The sequence below is a fragment of the Citromicrobium bathyomarinum genome (genome assembly GCF_021021475.1).
GTDB classification, from domain to species: domain Bacteria; phylum Pseudomonadota; class Alphaproteobacteria; order Sphingomonadales; family Sphingomonadaceae; genus Alteriqipengyuania; species Alteriqipengyuania bathyomarina.
In genome coordinates, this window is record NZ_JAINWL010000001.1 from 1,295,375 (window position 1) to 1,310,798 (window position 15,424).

The following is a 15,424-nucleotide window of genomic DNA, read 5'->3' on the forward strand; positions in this document are numbered from 1 at the left end:
CGTTATGATGCCGGTGCTCCTCAAACCGCCGGACCGCGCGAACGCGCAAAGTTCCAGTCGACACCGCCTCGCACATGGACCTTGCCAGCGACTTCTTTTCCAAGATGCCGCTCGAGGTCTTGCCTCCAGGGCACGAGCTGGAAACCCACTCCGTCATCGATCATGGCGAAGCGACCCGACGCCAGCGAAATGCGCTCGCGGTAGATGCCGGAAATGTGATCACCTTCCGTTACCGGATTTGCCAGACGACCATGACGCGCAGCCAGCGCTTTACCTGCCGCGTCCAGTTCCTGCTTGCGGAGCGTTCCGAGCAGGTTGCGCACCAAGGTCACGCTCCTACCATGTCGCTTCGCAAGACTTTGATCGACGAGCCATTCACGGCGCTCGTCAAGAGCCTTCCGGACTTCATTGCCGAAGCCGCCTCCCAGCGACGCGGCTCGTGCCGACAGCAGCTGCCGGTCGAGCCAGGTCGCCCCGCGCGCGTCAATCTGCCGCTCGAGCGGCAGGTCCGAACGCACCAGCAGGCTGCTGCGCCGTCGCCCGTTGCGGTCGGTCCATTCGCCTGTCTCGACGATGGCGCCGGGTGCTGCATCGGCTGTCTGGTCCAGATCGGGAAAACGCAGATAATGCGCACGCCCGTCCACTCCTTCGACGATCGCATAAGCCTCGCCTGTCAGCTCATCATGAAGACCGCGCTCGACCAACCTTCCGATGACCCGGCGGTTCTCGTCTTCTCCATGCAGCGCGAAGGATGCAAGGGCGCCTTGTGCGCCGCGTCCACGCATCGCCTTGTGCAAGGTCTTGATGATGTCGCCGCGCTCGCCCAGCGCGCGCAATGTCGGTTCGAGGTCTGCGGTCAAGGTCCAGCGCGCCGACCCGACCCGCTCGGCCAATCCCATGCGTTCGAGCATTTGTGCGCGGCCAATAAGGAATGCGCGGTTGCTGCGGCGTGTCGCATCGTCCTCGGGGGACAAATCGACCACGCCAAGATCGTCGCGCTGATTTTGCAAGCGGCGGTCGAGCGAGGTCCAGCGCTCGGCATCGACCTCGCGGCGGAGCGCTTGCTGAATATTGCGCTCGCTGCGCGGGCCGAGCTCGACGGTGACGCGCTCCTGGGCGCGGGCCCGCATACCTTCGCTGATATAAGAGCGATCGATCACCAGGTCCCTGCCGTCCGAGGCAACGCCGCGGACCAGGACATGGACATGCGGGTTGTCGGTATTCCAGTGATCGACCGCCACCCAGTCGGGCTTGGTGTCGAGATCGCTCGCCATATCCTCAAGGAGTTCGCGCGTGAAAGCGCGCAGGTCAGCCATCTCGCTTGCGTCTTCCGGCGACACGATGAAGCGGAAGTGATGCCGGTCGTCTTCGCAGCGCGCGGCGAAGGCATCGCCATCGACCTCATCCGATAAGGCATCGAACATCTGGGCATCCGATCCGTCACGGGTGACGCCGTCGCGTTCGAGATAGGCGATGTGGCGGGCGAGCGGTGCCGAGCGGAACCGGCTGCCGCCATGGCGAACGACGCGCGCCTTGATGATGACCCGCCGCTGGAAAGCATGGGGGCGGCCTCGGAACGCAGCACGTTTGCCGCGTCCCAGATGCCCGGTTCCGCCGCCTGCCCGGCCTCGCCCGAGCGGCGTATAGCCTGACCGGCGCGAGGCCTGCAGCACGCGCCCGACCAGCGTACCGGCCTTGCGATAGGCGCGCGCATCGCTGTCTCTTGACCGACCCGGCCTGATATCGAATTCGTCGTCAGCCACAGACAGGAAAACCGGTAGACGGCGCTTTCAGCATTGAAAAGCCTAAGGATTCCGATCCAAGCGCCTGCAGGCGTACAGCAGAGACGGCGCATATTCTCCCGCAAAACCAACCACCTGCAGCCCGGCCGACGGCGCTGCTTTTATCTCGCCATCCCTCCCTTCCATTGATGCCTAGGTCTCCGCTCCTACGCCCGCTTTCGCTTGGGAACGCATGCCTGGGCGAAGGTGCGAGGACCGCTCTCATTTAGAAGGAGCCGTCGAGACGGGCGCGAAAAGATCATGCGCGGGCTGTTCCGGGCGCGCAAAAGGGTTCGCTACGGGGCCGGGCGCAGCCACCTCGTCCAACTCTTGTCGCGCCGCGCCGGAAGGCTGCAAGACGCCGGGCGGAACATCCCCGGCTTGAAGAGGCGCCGCCGCAAAAATGCCCTCGGACTGCAACAGCGGCGCAATCCGGGCGACATAGCGGCGTGTTTCGAGTGGCAGCGAACGCCGTCCGGCAAGCCAGTCTTCGTAGCGTCCCGGACCCGCATTGTATGCAGCGAGGAAGCCTTGCGCGCCGTAGCGATCGTACATTTCGCGCAGGTAAGACGTGCCGGCCAGAATGTTGTCGCGCGGGTCGAACGGGTCTTGCCCGAGGGAGAACCGGGCGCGCTGCCGCGACCAGGTTCCGGGCATGAGCTGCATGAGACCCATCGCTCCTGCTCTGGAAACCGCCCGCACCCGGCCCGCACTTTCGGCGCGGATCACCGCGTAGATCCAGTGCTCGGGAATGCCGAATTGCTGCGATGCTTCGCTGACATGCGTCGCAATCTCGACGCGCGGGGAAGGTCGGACAAACTGCTCCGATTGTGCAAAAGCCTGCCCGGGACTCGCCGCCAGCATGGCGGCCAGGATCCCCGGCAGAAGATGCGGGCGGAGCACGGAATCAGTCCTTTGCCGGGCGGCGCGCGCCGCGCGACCATATCAGGACATGGCTCTGGTCGTCAGAACTGAACAGATTGGCGCGCAGGGGCCGCGGCAATACCGGATCGTCGATGACGAGCGTGACGAAATCGCCTGCCTTGTCGCCGACATGTTTCCAGCCTGCACCCACCTCGTAGGTTTCCTCGCCTTCGCCTGCCATGATGCGATAGTCCGGGGCGTTCTCGGTGTCGCCGGGGTCGGCGGCCACCAGGGTCAGCGGTGCGTCGATGGTCAGGGTTTGCAGCCGCCCTTCAAAGCCGTCGGGTGTGGCTGCAAAAGTGCCGATACAGGTCATTGTGCGTCTCCATCATTTACGTTGGGAATGGGAAAGTCGGCGGGCGAGGCGAGCAGGACATAGTCCCCGTCGCCCGCTTCGTTGGTCCAGACGGGCCGCGCGCGCCCGATGACATCGGCGCGTGCGACCGGGCCGAAATAACGCCCGTCAAAGCTGCCGGGGGCGCGCCTGTTCATCACGAACAGTTCATCCGCAGCGATAGTCCGGCATCCTTTCCAGACGGGCAGTTCGCGTCCAAGGCTGTCGCGCCGACGCGCCGAGCCCGCAGGTGTCCCATTGATCTCGATGAGCAGGTCGCGCCGGCAGACCGTATCCCCGCCAAGCGCCGCAACCTCCTTGATGAGCGGAACGCCCGCAGGAAGATAGCCGCGCGAGGCGAGGTATTTCTGCAGCCTGAAAGCAGGATCGATCGCGACGCGGTCGCCCCTCTGGAGACCGGTCTTTCCGCCGATTGAGTACAGTCCAACCGGCACGCTGGCCGTCACGTTCCAGACCAAAAGTCGCGAGAACGGGATTGCGATGCTGGCCAGTGTCGCTGCCGCGACCATGCCTGCCAGAAAGGCGGTGCGCCGCCTCATGATTGCAGCTTTCGCCGCCGCAGCCAGTCGCGATGGCGCGCAGGGGAATAGAAACGTACTTGCATGCCCCCTGCCAGCCTGTTGTGGACATGATGCCAGTGGTCGGGAGCTACATCGCAGGGATCGATGCCAACGTCCTCGATCGCATCGATCAGCGCAAAGACCTGGCGAACCTTTGGCCAGCTTCGCACCGAGAGCAGGATTTGCGCGCCAGGATCGACCTGCGGCAGAGTGGTGAACGGCTCGCCGAAACCGGCGGCTTGGGCGATCGTGAGTGTGGAGCCAACGGTCCCGTAGTCGTTCGAAGCCCACCGAACCAAGGCAAAGACCTGTCCCGGAGCATAGCTTTCGATACGCGTCCGGCGATCGAGGATGCGCTCTGCAACGGGCTTGCCGAACCGAAGCCAGTCTTCCTGCACGCCGCCGCGCCACACCAGCGTGACATGCGTAAGTGGCGGATCACCGGAACCTGCCTCGACCGGTTCCGGAGGCGGAAGCGAAGCGCGCGCTGCGCTTTTGCACAGGCGTGGCTGTGTTAGCAGGAATCTGAAAGATTCCTTGTTAGCATTGTTAAGGGCTTCGCAGGCGCCGCGTTTTCGGCGAGTCGCGCAGGCTCCCGGTTCCCGATAGTCCGGGAATAGGGTTCCCGATCGTCCGAACGTCATGGTTCCCGATAGTCCGAACATCACGCACCCTTTTCCACAGGGGGCAGCCCGATACGGCGCCGCGCGGACGCGAAGGGATCGACAGGCGCTGCAACGAACAGGAGCCGCTCGCGGCCGAACTGGTGCTCAAGAGCGAGATTGTAGCCGGGGAGCGACTGGCGGCGAACGATGGCCCGCACTTCGAAAGCGAAACGCTTCAATGGCGAGAGCGCGCCGGACTTCAAATGCAGGTGCGAAATGTCGAAACTCCACCCGCCCTTCTGCTTCCCGCCATGCTTGCGTACGATGCGATAGAGCCAGCGCTCAAGACCGCCGGTAAGCGCGAAATAGGCCGGGTCGATGGTCAGGACGAGCGCACGATCGAGCACGCCCTCGTAGAGCCAGTCCGGCACGATCATTTCGATGCCGAGCGCGCGCCCGTTGTCGTCGAGCCGTTCGCGCCATTCGTTGATCCAGGAAAATCGTCGGCGGCGTCGCGCCCCGGCCTGCCGGATGGAGGTGGCAATGCTGGTCGACTGCAAGCGGTCGAGCGCCGCCTTCAGGCGCTCGTAGCCAGCCTTTCCGGTTCCGCGCCGGGTGAAGGTAAGGATTTCATGGGGCGTCGCCGCGATAAGGCGCGAGGTGGCTTTGCCGGCATCGCGCGCCTCGACGATCTGGCTCGCTACCCAGATCAGTACATCGGCGTCCCAGATGGTGGCCATGCCATGTTCGGCGGTCGCTTCGACCAGAATGGCGATCTCGCCCATACGAAAGTCGATCGGCTTCACGCGCTTCGTCTTGGCGAGGCTGAAGAAAGGCCAGGCCATCAGATCCTGCGCATCGCGCGCGGCGATGTCGCTGCCCGCGCCGACGAACAGGTCGAGCTGTCCGGCCCCGCCGTCCGATGTCTTCAAGGAGCGCATGGTACCGCTTCAGCGCCGGACCGGACCGGTGTAGCCGTCGATCCGCTTGGCAGGATGAACGACGCCCTTGCCCGGATCGCTGGTGGAACGGCGCAAGCCCTGCTCGGCCCAGGCGTCGAGATCTTCGGGCCGGTAAACGATGCGGCCGCCGAGCTTGTGGTAGACCGGCCCTGTTCCATAGCATCGGTGCTTTTCGAGCGTGCGCGGCGAAAGCCCCAGATGCACCGCGGCATCCGGGGTGCGCAGGTAGCGGGGACGGACCGGATCGGGAACGGCGGGCATGGGGTTAGCTCCAGGAGGCTTGGGTGGCTGCGGCTAACTGCCGCTGATTGCGGAGGGTGATGGCGCATGCCCTGGCAATGGGGGGAGCGACACGATGCCGCGTTCGGATTTGTCGCCCCTACCGATCTGAGCTCGGCAGGATCGAGGAGGGGCGGCATCCGCGCAGAACCCGACGCTATCGCGCTGCCCGGCAGGCTTTCGGCTGCAATGCCGAAGGCTCAGAGCAATGAACCGCACCTGCGAGAGAGGCAGTGGCCAAGGGCCTGTGGGAAGCAAGGCAAGCGGGACCTGTCGCGGCCGTAGCTTCCCGCTCGCCCGACCCGCTGCCGGTTCGCAAGTGCATGCGGGGCCCCAAAAACACGTAATGCCGCACCCTCAGGAGCGTATCGCCAGATGCGCGGGACAGAGTGCGTCCCCAGCCCCGCTCCATTTATCCCGATCGCCAGTTGGCCAAGCCGATGTTTGGAGAACCGCCGATTGCTGCTGGATCGAAACTTGAACCTGTAGCTCAGCCCATAAGAGACACGAAAAAAGGGCAGGAACCGCTGCCGGTCCCTGCCCTGCAGAATGCCTCAGAATTCGTCGAGCATTCCGCCATGGACGGTATGAACGACCCGGATCGCAAGATGCGGGGGCAGCGCATTGTAGTCGCCTTCGTCGACCGCGCGATATCCGAGTTCGTCATCCTCGATAACATGCTGGTCGAAGAAGCTGTGCAAGGCCCGTTGCTCAGCTGTTTCCAGAGCCTCGAAATAATTGCGCGAAGGCAGTGTGCATTTCGTGAAATAGGTCATGATAATCCTCCTGAAATCTGTCGCGAGACGACAGGAGGTCGGCGGATGGGCCTGGGCAGGCCGGGTCACAGGATCGCCCACACGGGCGACCGCGAAGCGGCGCAGGGGGAAACGGTTTTGTCCGGTGCCGGATGCAATCCGGTGGCGGGCAAAATGGTGGGGCCCCTGCCGTCCTTGATGCGGGCGGCGCAGGACCATCATGCTGAAAGTGCGGTAAGCCAGGCCAATCCAGTCCACCACAAACGACGGCTTCGAATGAGCGCTGCCAGCATGGATCTGGCCATCTGGGCAAAGCCTGTCTGACCCAGGGAGAACAGATCGAGCGAAAGGACAGGTGAACAGCAAAAAGGCCCTGCCGTTTCCGGCAGAGCCTCCTTTGGCTGGTTCGATGGCGCCGGATCAGTCGATCGGAGGGGCGTCCTGGTTGTCGCCGCCATTGGCCCGCGAGAGGAAATCGACCTTGTCGGCAAGGATCTCCGAGCCATACCGCGTCACACCGTCCTGGTCTTCCCACTGCGTGTAGTGGATGCGGCCCTGGACCGAGACCAGCTGGCCTTTCGAGCAGTACTGACCGACGGTCTTGGCGAGGCCGTTGAAGCAGGTCACCCGGTGGAATTCGCTGTCCTTGGCGGTGTAGCCGTTCTCGTCCTTGTAGGTCTTGCCGTCCTTGTCGCGTGCAGGACGATCGGTGACGACGGTGATCCCGGTGACGCTGGTGCCGCCCTTGGTCTCGCGGGTGTCGGGATCGCGGGCGATGCGGCCGGTGAGGATTGCGATATTGGTCATGATGAAATTCCTTCAGTTCCTCAAACCGGAGACCATCTCCGGCTTGCGAACATCCAGAAGAAGCAGGGCATGGGAGGACTGCACCGCAGGCCTGAAGGGCCGAAGGGAAACCTGTTCATGACGAGTGGTGCGGGCAGGCGGCGAAGCCGCCAACACGGCCGGAAAGGAACGGGTTGCGGCTCCTCAGCTGACCTGGTTCAGGACTGTTCGCGAAGAAAGCCGGATGGGTATCGGGTGCGGGTCTGAAGGTGCCAGGACCCTGCTGCAATCAGCTTACCTCATTGCCTTCCGATGCCGCCAGGAGATCCATGAAGTTGCGGGCTGCTTCCCGGTCTTCCTCGTTCTCGAAGGCCACGTCGAGGTCGGGGGCAGACCCGAGCAGGTAGAGCATGGCCCACAGGGCAAAGCGTTTTCCCCGGTCCTGCTCCAGACCGAGATCGACCTGGCATCGCTCGATCCCCGAGGCCAAGGTTTCTGCGCCAGTCGCTCCAGGATCGGCAGTGCCAAAATAGCGGATGAGAAGCGTATCAAGGTCCATCGCACTCTTTTCGGATCATCGGTCGGGCCGCGGCGAGGAAGGCCAGCATTCGTGGCCCGGTCATGCGTCGCTCAATCAGCGGTGGGTTGCTCGCGAAGCCGCCGGGCGCGCTCGACGAAGTGCTCCATCTGGGTGGCGGCATGCAGGGTAAGCGGATGCGGCTTCGCATCGGCACGCGGGGATATGAATTCCGCGATTTCTTCGATTGCTGCAAGCTGATCGGCGCTGGCCTTCGACAGAAGGCCGAGCACCATGTTCTCAAGGGCGATCACCCTGATGCGCAATTGGATGATCTCGGCATCCGAAAGTGGCGGAATATCCCATTTCTCGCAATCGGCAGCGAGCGCTTCCTGCGGCCCGCAGGGCAATGCCCCGCCTTCGTCTTCCCAGCGCGACAGCGCCCCGGCTTTTCCCGTTTCCGACATATGCGGTTCCTTTCATAGCCAACGAGGCGATCGTCTGCACGCTGCTCACATAGCACAAAGCCCTACCGGGATGCGCCTGGCACGGCGACAGCGAAGCCGGGCAAACGGAACCCCGCGCGGGTTGGTCTTCACGCGGGGTTCCTGAACGACCCCTTTGGGGGCACCTGCGACCCGCAGGGCTTCGGGGGGAGGCGGGGCCGTCCTTTCCTGATCTTGCGTTGTTCGTTGCGATTTCTTGCCGAGGATATCTCCTGAATTGCCGAGTTACCGGGAAACGCGTCCGATCACATACCTTCCATGTCGTGATCGGCCATCGAGGACATGTCATGGCCCGCATGGGGATCGGCGGGTTGGGTCGCTTCGCTCGCGGGTTGCGTGCGCGCTGCTGGCGCTGCGGGTGTGGCAGTTGCGCGTGATGCGGGAGAGGCAGCGTGCCGTGAGGCGGGCGTGGCGGCCCCATTTGTCGAAAGAGCGTCCTCCCGAGCGGTCGCTGCCTCATCTTCGGAAGGAGAGGCTGCCGGATCGGCAAGACCCGACCCGGGAGCCGTGCCAGCCACCACTGCAGCTTCGCCCATAGGCGAAACCTCGGTGATCGGTGTGCTCTCCTGCGCCTCGTCGCAAGCAGCAAGAGCGGACATCAAGGGCGCGATCGCGAGAAACCCGATCGCTGCATTCAATCTGGAAGTACGCATGCTCTTCAACTCCTTCAGAGCCAGGAAATACCGAGGTGGTTCGGCCCATGCGCGAGCTCGCCGCCAAGGAAGCCCTGGATGAGAACGAGCGCCGCCATGGAGAATATCGACGCGCGCAACCATGCGCGGCTCTGGCTCGGCCTGCTCGCGAGATAGGCCATCGCAATACCGAGAACGGCGATCAGCATACCGTTCCATCGATGCACCTGCATGACGGTGTCGCCGCCGAACCACAGGCCGGTGTGAATCCATCCGAACAGGACTGCGACCCCCGCGCCGATGGCTCCGCCGTAGACAAGCACGCGTACCGCACTTTCCAGGCCCGCTCCTTTCCGGCGCATCACGAACAATTCGGTGGCCGCAGCCATGAGAAACAAGGCGATCGGGAAATGGATCGTTGCCGGATGCAGCTTCTTCAGTACGGCCATGACGCCGGCTTCGCCCTCATTCGCATGGCCACCGGCCTCGTCATGACCTCCGCCCGCTTCATCGTGCGCGCCGGAGGACTCGCCAGCATCCGCAGTCTCGCCCATCTGCGCCATGGCCGCCTGGTCGTGCACATCGCCATTGGTGGCAGCAGGCGCGGCGCTCGCCTCTTCGCCGTGCTTTTCGTCGCCATGAGCCTGAACGGGTCCGACGAAGAGCAGGCTTGCGGCGAGCAGCGCCAGAAATGAGGGGGCTTTCATGTCTCGTATGTCTTCCGAACCTGCAGTTAAAGTGCGACCTATGTGCCTGATACGCACGGCAGCCGCGTGCCCCTCACATTAATTTGATGGTATTGGCGCGACAGAAGAGCGTCTGCGGGATCAGGTCCGATGCCGGCACGATCGCGATCGTCGAACGCATTCGGCTCCTGGCCCGTTGGGCCTGGCGAACGGGGGTAAGGCGTTCGCCCACGCACATGAGCCCCATGGGCTCAGGCGAGCTTGCTCTTCTTTGCGCGGCGGCGCAGCCTCGGCATCCGGTTCGCCAGCAGGACGAAACCCGACAGGGCTATGATTGTGCCGCCAATGCCGAACAGCAGCAGCCACCAACTGTTGATGCGGTCGCGCTCGGTCCAGTCCATGATGTGGAGGCCCCAGATGAAATCGAACAGGCGCCATGTATCGCTGCGCGCCGCCCCGAGCGTGCCGCTGGCGGCATCGATGTAGATGCGCGTCGAAGCCTCGTCAGCATAGGTGACCTGCCAGGCCGGAAAAGGGCCGCGAAACTCGGTTCCGATGGGGTCATCGACGATCCGTGCGGCCTCGATGGTCGTGCGCGGCCCGGTCCATGCGCGCAAGGCGATGGATTTTGCCGTTGCCGCCGAGATGGGGGAGAGTTTACGCCCAGTCACCGGATCGTGGAGGCTCACGCTACCGTCAACCTTGCGGACCTCGGTCACGGCATCGCCGTCGAGCGAACGTGTCGTTACCGCTGCAAGAGTACCGTCGTTTGCGACCCAGGCCGGGAGCGGGGCATCGGCGGGCAGCGCCTCTTGTTCACGCGAAACGACATGTTCGGAGCGAACTTCTTCCAGGTCGAGAAACGACATGAGGGCGCCGGTTCCCATCCACAAGAGAACCTGGACACCGACGAAAATCGCCAGCCATTTGTGGATCTTGCTGCCGAGCACATGCAGGCGCAGCTTTAGCGACGGCGTTGCCAACCGGTGCTACCTCTTCGAAAGCCGTAATCAGTTGCGCGGCGCGCGCGACGAGGAATGGTACTGGACGATTCTCCACCCGTCCGCATCGTGAGCAAGCACCGATGTCGCCACGCCGTCGCGCTCGATCACCCGGCCATCGCTAAGTTCGATGCGATAGCCATACGTCTCATAGGCATGGGCCATGTGCCCCATCCGGGTGACGGTCAGCGTGGGGTCGGTAAAGGTGAAGCTCACAATCGCGTCGAGCTCGGGGCCCAAATGGTGCTCCATGTAATTGGCAAAGCTTCCTTCGGCCTTGCCATTCTCGAAGATCGCCGAGTCCTCGGCGAAGAGCGCGCGCATTGCCTGCGCGTCGCGCGCTTCAAGAGCGGTGCGATAGGCCTTGAGGGTTTCTTCAGCGCCCGCGACATCGTCCGCCGAAGCGTCCATCGCGTGCATCTGATGGTTCGCATGGGAAGAGTGGTCCATCTGCTGCGCGAAGGCTGGCAGCGGTATCAGCGTGGCAACAAGCGCAGTCGCCGCGATGCGTGTCAAAGTCTTGGTCATGGAAGTTCTATCCTTTTTGAGATTTCAGAACCAGAATCGCACACCGACGACATAATTGGTGACGCTCGGATCCTCTCCGGCGGCCCGCGCAAAATCCGCGCTGTCGCCGATGCGCCATTCCTGGGAAACGCCGACATAGGGCGCGAATTCGCGTGCGAACTCGTAGCGAAGACGCAAACCTGCCTCGATCCGATCGAGCCCGGCACCGATGCCCAGCTCGGGAATGTCCTGCGCAGAAAGCGCGAGTTCGGCCCTGGGCTGGAGGATCAACCGCTGCATGATGCGCTGATCGAGTTCGCCCTCGATACGCGCGGTCACATCGCCCTTGGTGGAGACGAAGGCCGCGGCATCGACCTCGAAGCGGTACGGCATGAGACCCTGGATACCGATAACCGCGTGCGTGCGCTCCGGACCGGTGAGGTCCTGGCGAACACCCGCCTGGAAATCGAAGAAGGGCGCAATGGCGCGACTCCAGAGCGCCTGGACCTCGGCGCCTTCTATGGGTTCGCCAAAGCTGCCCTCACCCTCGGACTTGAACCAGAATTTGTCGATGTCGCCGCCATAATATCCTTGGATGTCCCACAGATATCCATCCTTCCCCTCGCGGGCGCGGTATTCGAGCCGGTCGCCCTGAAACCAGAAGCGCATTCCTCCGTCGGTCTCGCGGACAAGCTCGCGGCGCGCTTCGTTCATGGCTTCCTCGCCCCAGATGGCGACCGCCGCGCGCGCTGGGCCGCTCCCTGCTTCTGGAGGAGGCGGCAGCAGCGGGATATCATCGTCCGAGCCCATCTGCATCGCCGAATGGTCCATGCCCTGCCTGTCCTGCGAAGGCGTCTCCCCATGGTTCATCTGGCTGTGATCCATCTGCCCATGGTCCATCGACGAACTGGCCTCCGCCTGACCCATCTCGCCGTGATTCATCTGCGAATGATCCATCGCGCCTTCGGCGGGCTTGCCCTGCGGCATCGAGCCGTGATCCATTCCTTCATGACTTTCGGGCGATGCCTGTGGACGGGCAGCGTCCACAGGCATTGTCATGCCAGAATGGCCATCCTGAGCGGTCATCGCACCATGATCCATGGTTGAGTGATCCATCTGCGAGCGGTCCATGGCGGCTTCAGGTTGAGCAGCCGGTTCGCATGCTCCATCTGCAACCGGATGCCCCATCGCGCGATGGCGCTCGGCTTCTTCCTCGCACTTCGTCTTCGCGTCAGCCTGCGCCTCGGCGTTTTGCTGCGGCTCCGCCGGCGAATGACCGGCATGCTGCGCCGCCGCGGGGGAGGCGAGAACTGAGCCGGCTGCGACCGATGCGAGCAGGCTGACAATACGAATTTTCATGCTTCGCTCCCGTCGGGATTGGCGACCGTGACGATCTGAAACATCCCGGCATGCATGTGGTAGAGAAGGTGACAGTGGAAGGCCCAGTCGCCCGGCTCGTCCGCCGTCAGGTCGAACTGCGCGCTGCCACCCGGCTGCAGGATTACCGTGTGCTTGAGCGGTTGACGATCGGCCGGCGCGCCATTGACCAGCTCGAAGAAATGACCGTGCAAGTGAATGGGGTGCGCCATCATCGTGTCGTTGACGAGCTTCACGCGCACGCGCTCGTTATAGGCGAAACGGATCGGCTCGTTTGAGACGGCGGAGAACTTCTTGCCGTCGAACGACCACATGTAGCGCTCCATATTGCCGGTCAGATGAATTTCCATTCGCCGGGACGGCGTGCGGCCCTCGCGGTGTGGAGTCAGAGCGCGCAGCTTGCGATAGTCGAGCGTACGATGCGGCACATCGGCGAGACCGATGCCGGGATCGCCCATGCGGTCGACCGGGTTCATCGAGACCATGTCGAGACCGGGCCCGACCTTCACATCGGGCGGCAGAAGCGACGTGTCGCGCATCTGCATCCCCGACATGCCGGCCATGCCTGCCATCTCGGATTGGCCGGACGAACCATGATCCATCCCCGCCATGTCGCCGCCACTTCCGTGGTCCATGCCCGACATGCCGGCATCGCCAGACGAGCCGTGGTCCATGCCGCTCATGCCCATGTCGGCCATGGTCAGAAGCGGCGGATCGCGCAGCGGCGGAATGGCGGCGCGAGCGCCGGGTGCGCTCGCGAGTGTGGCAATACCCATGCCCGAGCGGTCCATCGACTCCGCGACCAGCGTGTAGGCTTGTTGCGCGCCCGGCGTCACGACGACGTCGTATGTCTCGGCCACACCGATCTGGAACTCGTCGACCTCCACCGGCTCGACGTTCTGCCCGTCCGCCTGAACGATGGTCATCGGCAGGCCGGGAATGCGAATATTGAAGAAGGTCATGGCGCCGGCATTGATGAAGCGCAGCCGCACGCGTTCGCCCGGGCGGAAGAGGTATTCCAGATTGTCGAGCGGGCCATGGCCGTTCAGAAGATAGGTATAAGCCGCGCTCGACACGTCGAGGATGTCCGTCGGCATCATGCGCATTTTCGCCCACATCCGGCGATCCTCGCCCGAAAGCGGGTAATCGTCGGTCCAGGTGTTCTGGTTGTAGTTGAAGTAGCCTTCGCCCTTCTTGAGCTTGTCGAAAATCGTGTGGGGCGACATTTCGCTGAATTCGCTCAGCACCACGATATATTCGCGGTCGGCCTGGACCGGATCGGGTCCGGCGGGGTCGACCACGATCGCGCCGTAATGCCCGGCCTGTTCCTGCAGGCCGCTATGCGAGTGCCACCAGTAGGTACCCGACTGGCGAACCGGAAATTCGGCGGTGAAGGTCTCTCCCGGTTTGACGCCGGGAAAGCTCACGCCAGGCACTCCATCGAGCTGAAACGGCACGAGCAGACCGTGCCAGTGGATCGAGGTATCTTCCTCGAGCTGGTTATGGACATTGAGCCGGACGGTCGTGCCTTCCTGCAATCGCAACAGCGGACCGGGGATCGTGCCATTGACGGCGATCGCGCCGCCGCGCCTGTTGCCGGTCGCGAAGGCCGATCGGGCAACGGTGAGGTCGATATTGGGGCCGGATATCTCGTCCAGCCCCTTGCGGGCGTTACCTGCGAGGATGTCCGCGCCCCGTGCCCAGGCAGGCATCGCCCCGGCAAGGCCGAGCAGACCCATTCCTCCTGCTCCGGCTCCGAGAAACTTGCGTCGATTGACGGCGATCATAAAGGGCTCCTGACTTGGCGTTTACCGTTACTTACGCGCGCGCCCAGCCAACCCCTCAAAGTTTTTCGAAGCGCTCCTTCAGCCTGTTGCGCGCGCGATATACGCGGGTTTCGATCGCCTTTTCGGTCGTTCCGAGAAGATCGGCCGCCTCGGCCTGGCTACGCCCCTCGATGGTCACGAGCACAAGCGCTTCGCGCAGCCTTACAGGCATTCGCGCGATCTCGGCCTGAACGAGATTGAGCTCTTCCCTGGAAACGGCCAACGCTTCAGGACCCGGCAAATCGTCGGCGATGGAATGGAGTTCGTCATCACCCGACAGTCCGAAAAAGCCCGCGACCTTGCGCCTGCGCAAACGGTCCCGGCAGCGGTTGAGGACGACGGTTGTCAGATAGGGTCCGATCGGCTTGTCCGGATCAAGCCGATGGCGCGTCAGCCACACCGAGGCCAGGCTGTCCTGAACAACGTCCTCGGCCTGAGAAGGAGAGGAAAGCATGCGTGTCGCGAGCGCGAGAAGCCGACCCGTTTCATACTCGACGAGTTTGCTGAAAGCCCGCTTGCTTCCGGCCCTCGCCTGCGAAACAAGGGCCTCATCCGGATTGTCGCCCGCCCCCGACATGGCGCTTCAGTCGCGTGGGTCGCGGGTCAGGGCGTCGGAGACCTTGCGATCGAACTGGCGTTGCTGCTCGGGTTCGAGAATTTCACGCATGTCGAAGATATGCCGTACCGTTGCTTTCTGCAGATCGCCCATACGCGCATGCACCTCGTCGATCGCGGCCGAAACCTCGGGACCGTACTCGTGCTCATTTTCCATCGCCTGGGCGAGCCGGGCATTGGCTGCGCGCGCCGATCCTTCGAGCCGTGCCCTTTCGACAGCGAAACGGGCCTCGAGCGCATCGAGACGCTGCTCCTGGTCGGCCGTCAGGGTGAGCTCGTCGTGCACGAAATCGTGGAGGCCGGAGCCGGCCTCGTGATTGGCCCAGCGGTCCGCGGCAATCGCGCCGAGGCATCCTGCGAGCGCTGCGAGAAGCACCGCGAGAACGATATGTGTCGTCTTCAAACCTTATTGCTCCACATGGAGGAGTGCCGATGGGGACAGCTGTTCGCCGAGGATAAGACTCTCGCCCAGTGGCGCGGACGACGTGCCATAGCTGCCAGGCCAACCGCTTGTTCCGGCGCCAGCTCCAAGCCCGACGACGAACAGACCGACGAACAGAGCCGTCCGGCGGCGTCGGTCGGCGATTTCGCCAAGCTGTCCGGCGCGCTGCCAAACGCCATCCATGAAGTCCGCGGGGACCTCGTTGGTGGCGGTGGCGGAAAGGGTTCCGAGCACCGCATCAAGAGAGTGATTGTCACGCATCCGAAAAACTCCTGTGGGTTGCACGTGTCCTATACGCGCTCGCCTGC

At 63.5% G+C, this 15,424-nt stretch carries 19 protein-coding genes; all 19 read right to left on the reverse strand.

The window, feature by feature from the left end:
- Positions 1-20: 20 nt before the first annotated feature.
- The 19 genes from K7H93_RS06475 to K7H93_RS06565 all read right to left on the reverse strand — a co-directional run bounded on the left by K7H93_RS06475 (position 21) and on the right by K7H93_RS06565 (position 15,377).
- On the reverse strand, positions 21-1,769 hold the full coding sequence (locus tag K7H93_RS06475) for a relaxase/mobilization nuclease domain-containing protein (protein ID WP_230783166.1): 1,749 nt from the start codon (positions 1,767-1,769) through the stop codon (positions 21-23).
- 234 nt (positions 1,770-2,003) lie between these two features.
- Positions 2,004-2,684 carry a lytic transglycosylase domain-containing protein gene (locus tag K7H93_RS06480; RefSeq protein WP_408636657.1) on the reverse strand — a complete coding sequence of 227 codons (681 nt, stop codon included), beginning with the start codon at positions 2,682-2,684 and terminating at the stop codon, positions 2,004-2,006.
- A 4-nt stretch (positions 2,685-2,688) separates the two neighbouring features.
- Complete coding sequence (locus K7H93_RS06485) at positions 2,689-3,021, reverse strand: DUF736 domain-containing protein (protein WP_010236492.1); 333 nt, start codon at positions 3,019-3,021, stop codon at positions 2,689-2,691.
- On the reverse strand, positions 3,018-3,569 hold the full coding sequence (locus K7H93_RS06490; RefSeq protein WP_040378824.1) for a S26 family signal peptidase: 552 nt from the start codon (positions 3,567-3,569) through the stop codon (positions 3,018-3,020). Before K7H93_RS06490 ends, K7H93_RS06485 begins: the two co-directional genes overlap by 4 nt.
- Positions 3,570-3,595: 26 nt before the next feature.
- Entirely contained in the window at positions 3,596-4,285 is a 690-nt protein-coding gene (locus K7H93_RS06495) for a DUF2840 domain-containing protein (protein WP_230782952.1), read from the reverse strand.
- Positions 4,285-5,166 carry a replication initiator protein A gene (locus K7H93_RS06500; protein ID WP_230782953.1) on the reverse strand — a complete coding sequence of 294 codons (882 nt, stop codon included), beginning with the start codon at positions 5,164-5,166 and terminating at the stop codon, positions 4,285-4,287. Before K7H93_RS06500 ends, K7H93_RS06495 begins: the two co-directional genes overlap by 1 nt.
- Before the next feature lie 9 nt (positions 5,167-5,175).
- Positions 5,176-5,448, reverse strand: coding sequence for a helix-turn-helix transcriptional regulator (locus K7H93_RS06505; RefSeq protein ID WP_010240237.1), 273 nt, complete (start codon positions 5,446-5,448; stop codon positions 5,176-5,178).
- A gap of 572 nt (positions 5,449-6,020) precedes the next feature.
- Complete coding sequence (locus K7H93_RS06510; RefSeq protein WP_010240235.1) at positions 6,021-6,242, reverse strand: hypothetical protein; 222 nt, start codon at positions 6,240-6,242, stop codon at positions 6,021-6,023.
- 399 nt (positions 6,243-6,641) lie between these two features.
- The gene (locus K7H93_RS06515; protein WP_054522840.1) at positions 6,642-7,028 is read right to left on the reverse strand and encodes a single-stranded DNA-binding protein; all 387 of its coding nucleotides are present in this window, start codon (positions 7,026-7,028) and stop codon (positions 6,642-6,644) included.
- A gap of 268 nt (positions 7,029-7,296) precedes the next feature.
- Positions 7,297-7,566, reverse strand: a complete 270-nt coding sequence (locus tag K7H93_RS06520) for a hypothetical protein (RefSeq protein ID WP_067674521.1) — start codon at positions 7,564-7,566, stop codon at positions 7,297-7,299.
- Between the two features lie 71 nt (positions 7,567-7,637).
- Complete coding sequence (locus tag K7H93_RS06525; protein WP_010240464.1) at positions 7,638-7,991, reverse strand: hypothetical protein; 354 nt, start codon at positions 7,989-7,991, stop codon at positions 7,638-7,640.
- Between the two features lie 706 nt (positions 7,992-8,697).
- Positions 8,698-9,369 carry a DUF2231 domain-containing protein gene (locus K7H93_RS06530; RefSeq protein WP_151884815.1) on the reverse strand — a complete coding sequence of 224 codons (672 nt, stop codon included), beginning with the start codon at positions 9,367-9,369 and terminating at the stop codon, positions 8,698-8,700.
- Positions 9,370-9,599: 230 nt separating this feature from the next.
- Positions 9,600-10,331, reverse strand: a complete 732-nt coding sequence (locus K7H93_RS06535; RefSeq protein WP_009823988.1) for a PepSY domain-containing protein — start codon at positions 10,329-10,331, stop codon at positions 9,600-9,602.
- A gap of 27 nt (positions 10,332-10,358) precedes the next feature.
- Positions 10,359-10,877 (reverse strand): YybH family protein, encoded by a 519-nt coding sequence (locus tag K7H93_RS06540; RefSeq protein ID WP_009823989.1) that lies wholly within the window; start codon positions 10,875-10,877, stop codon positions 10,359-10,361.
- A 24-nt stretch (positions 10,878-10,901) separates the two neighbouring features.
- Positions 10,902-12,215: a copper resistance protein B gene (locus tag K7H93_RS06545; protein ID WP_230782954.1), complete on the reverse strand. Its 1,314-nt coding sequence runs from the start codon at positions 12,213-12,215 to the stop codon at positions 10,902-10,904.
- Positions 12,212-14,020 carry a copper resistance system multicopper oxidase gene (locus K7H93_RS06550; RefSeq protein WP_230782955.1) on the reverse strand — a complete coding sequence of 603 codons (1,809 nt, stop codon included), beginning with the start codon at positions 14,018-14,020 and terminating at the stop codon, positions 12,212-12,214. The genes K7H93_RS06545 and K7H93_RS06550 overlap by 4 nt, the downstream gene beginning before the upstream one ends.
- A gap of 55 nt (positions 14,021-14,075) precedes the next feature.
- The gene (locus tag K7H93_RS06555) at positions 14,076-14,636 is read right to left on the reverse strand and encodes an RNA polymerase sigma factor (protein WP_230782956.1); all 561 of its coding nucleotides are present in this window, start codon (positions 14,634-14,636) and stop codon (positions 14,076-14,078) included.
- A gap of 6 nt (positions 14,637-14,642) precedes the next feature.
- Positions 14,643-15,077: a Spy/CpxP family protein refolding chaperone gene (locus K7H93_RS06560; RefSeq protein ID WP_230782957.1), complete on the reverse strand. Its 435-nt coding sequence runs from the start codon at positions 15,075-15,077 to the stop codon at positions 14,643-14,645.
- Between the two features lie 3 nt (positions 15,078-15,080).
- Complete coding sequence (locus K7H93_RS06565) at positions 15,081-15,377, reverse strand: hypothetical protein (protein ID WP_230782958.1); 297 nt, start codon at positions 15,375-15,377, stop codon at positions 15,081-15,083.
- Between the last annotated feature and the right edge of the window lie 47 nt (positions 15,378-15,424).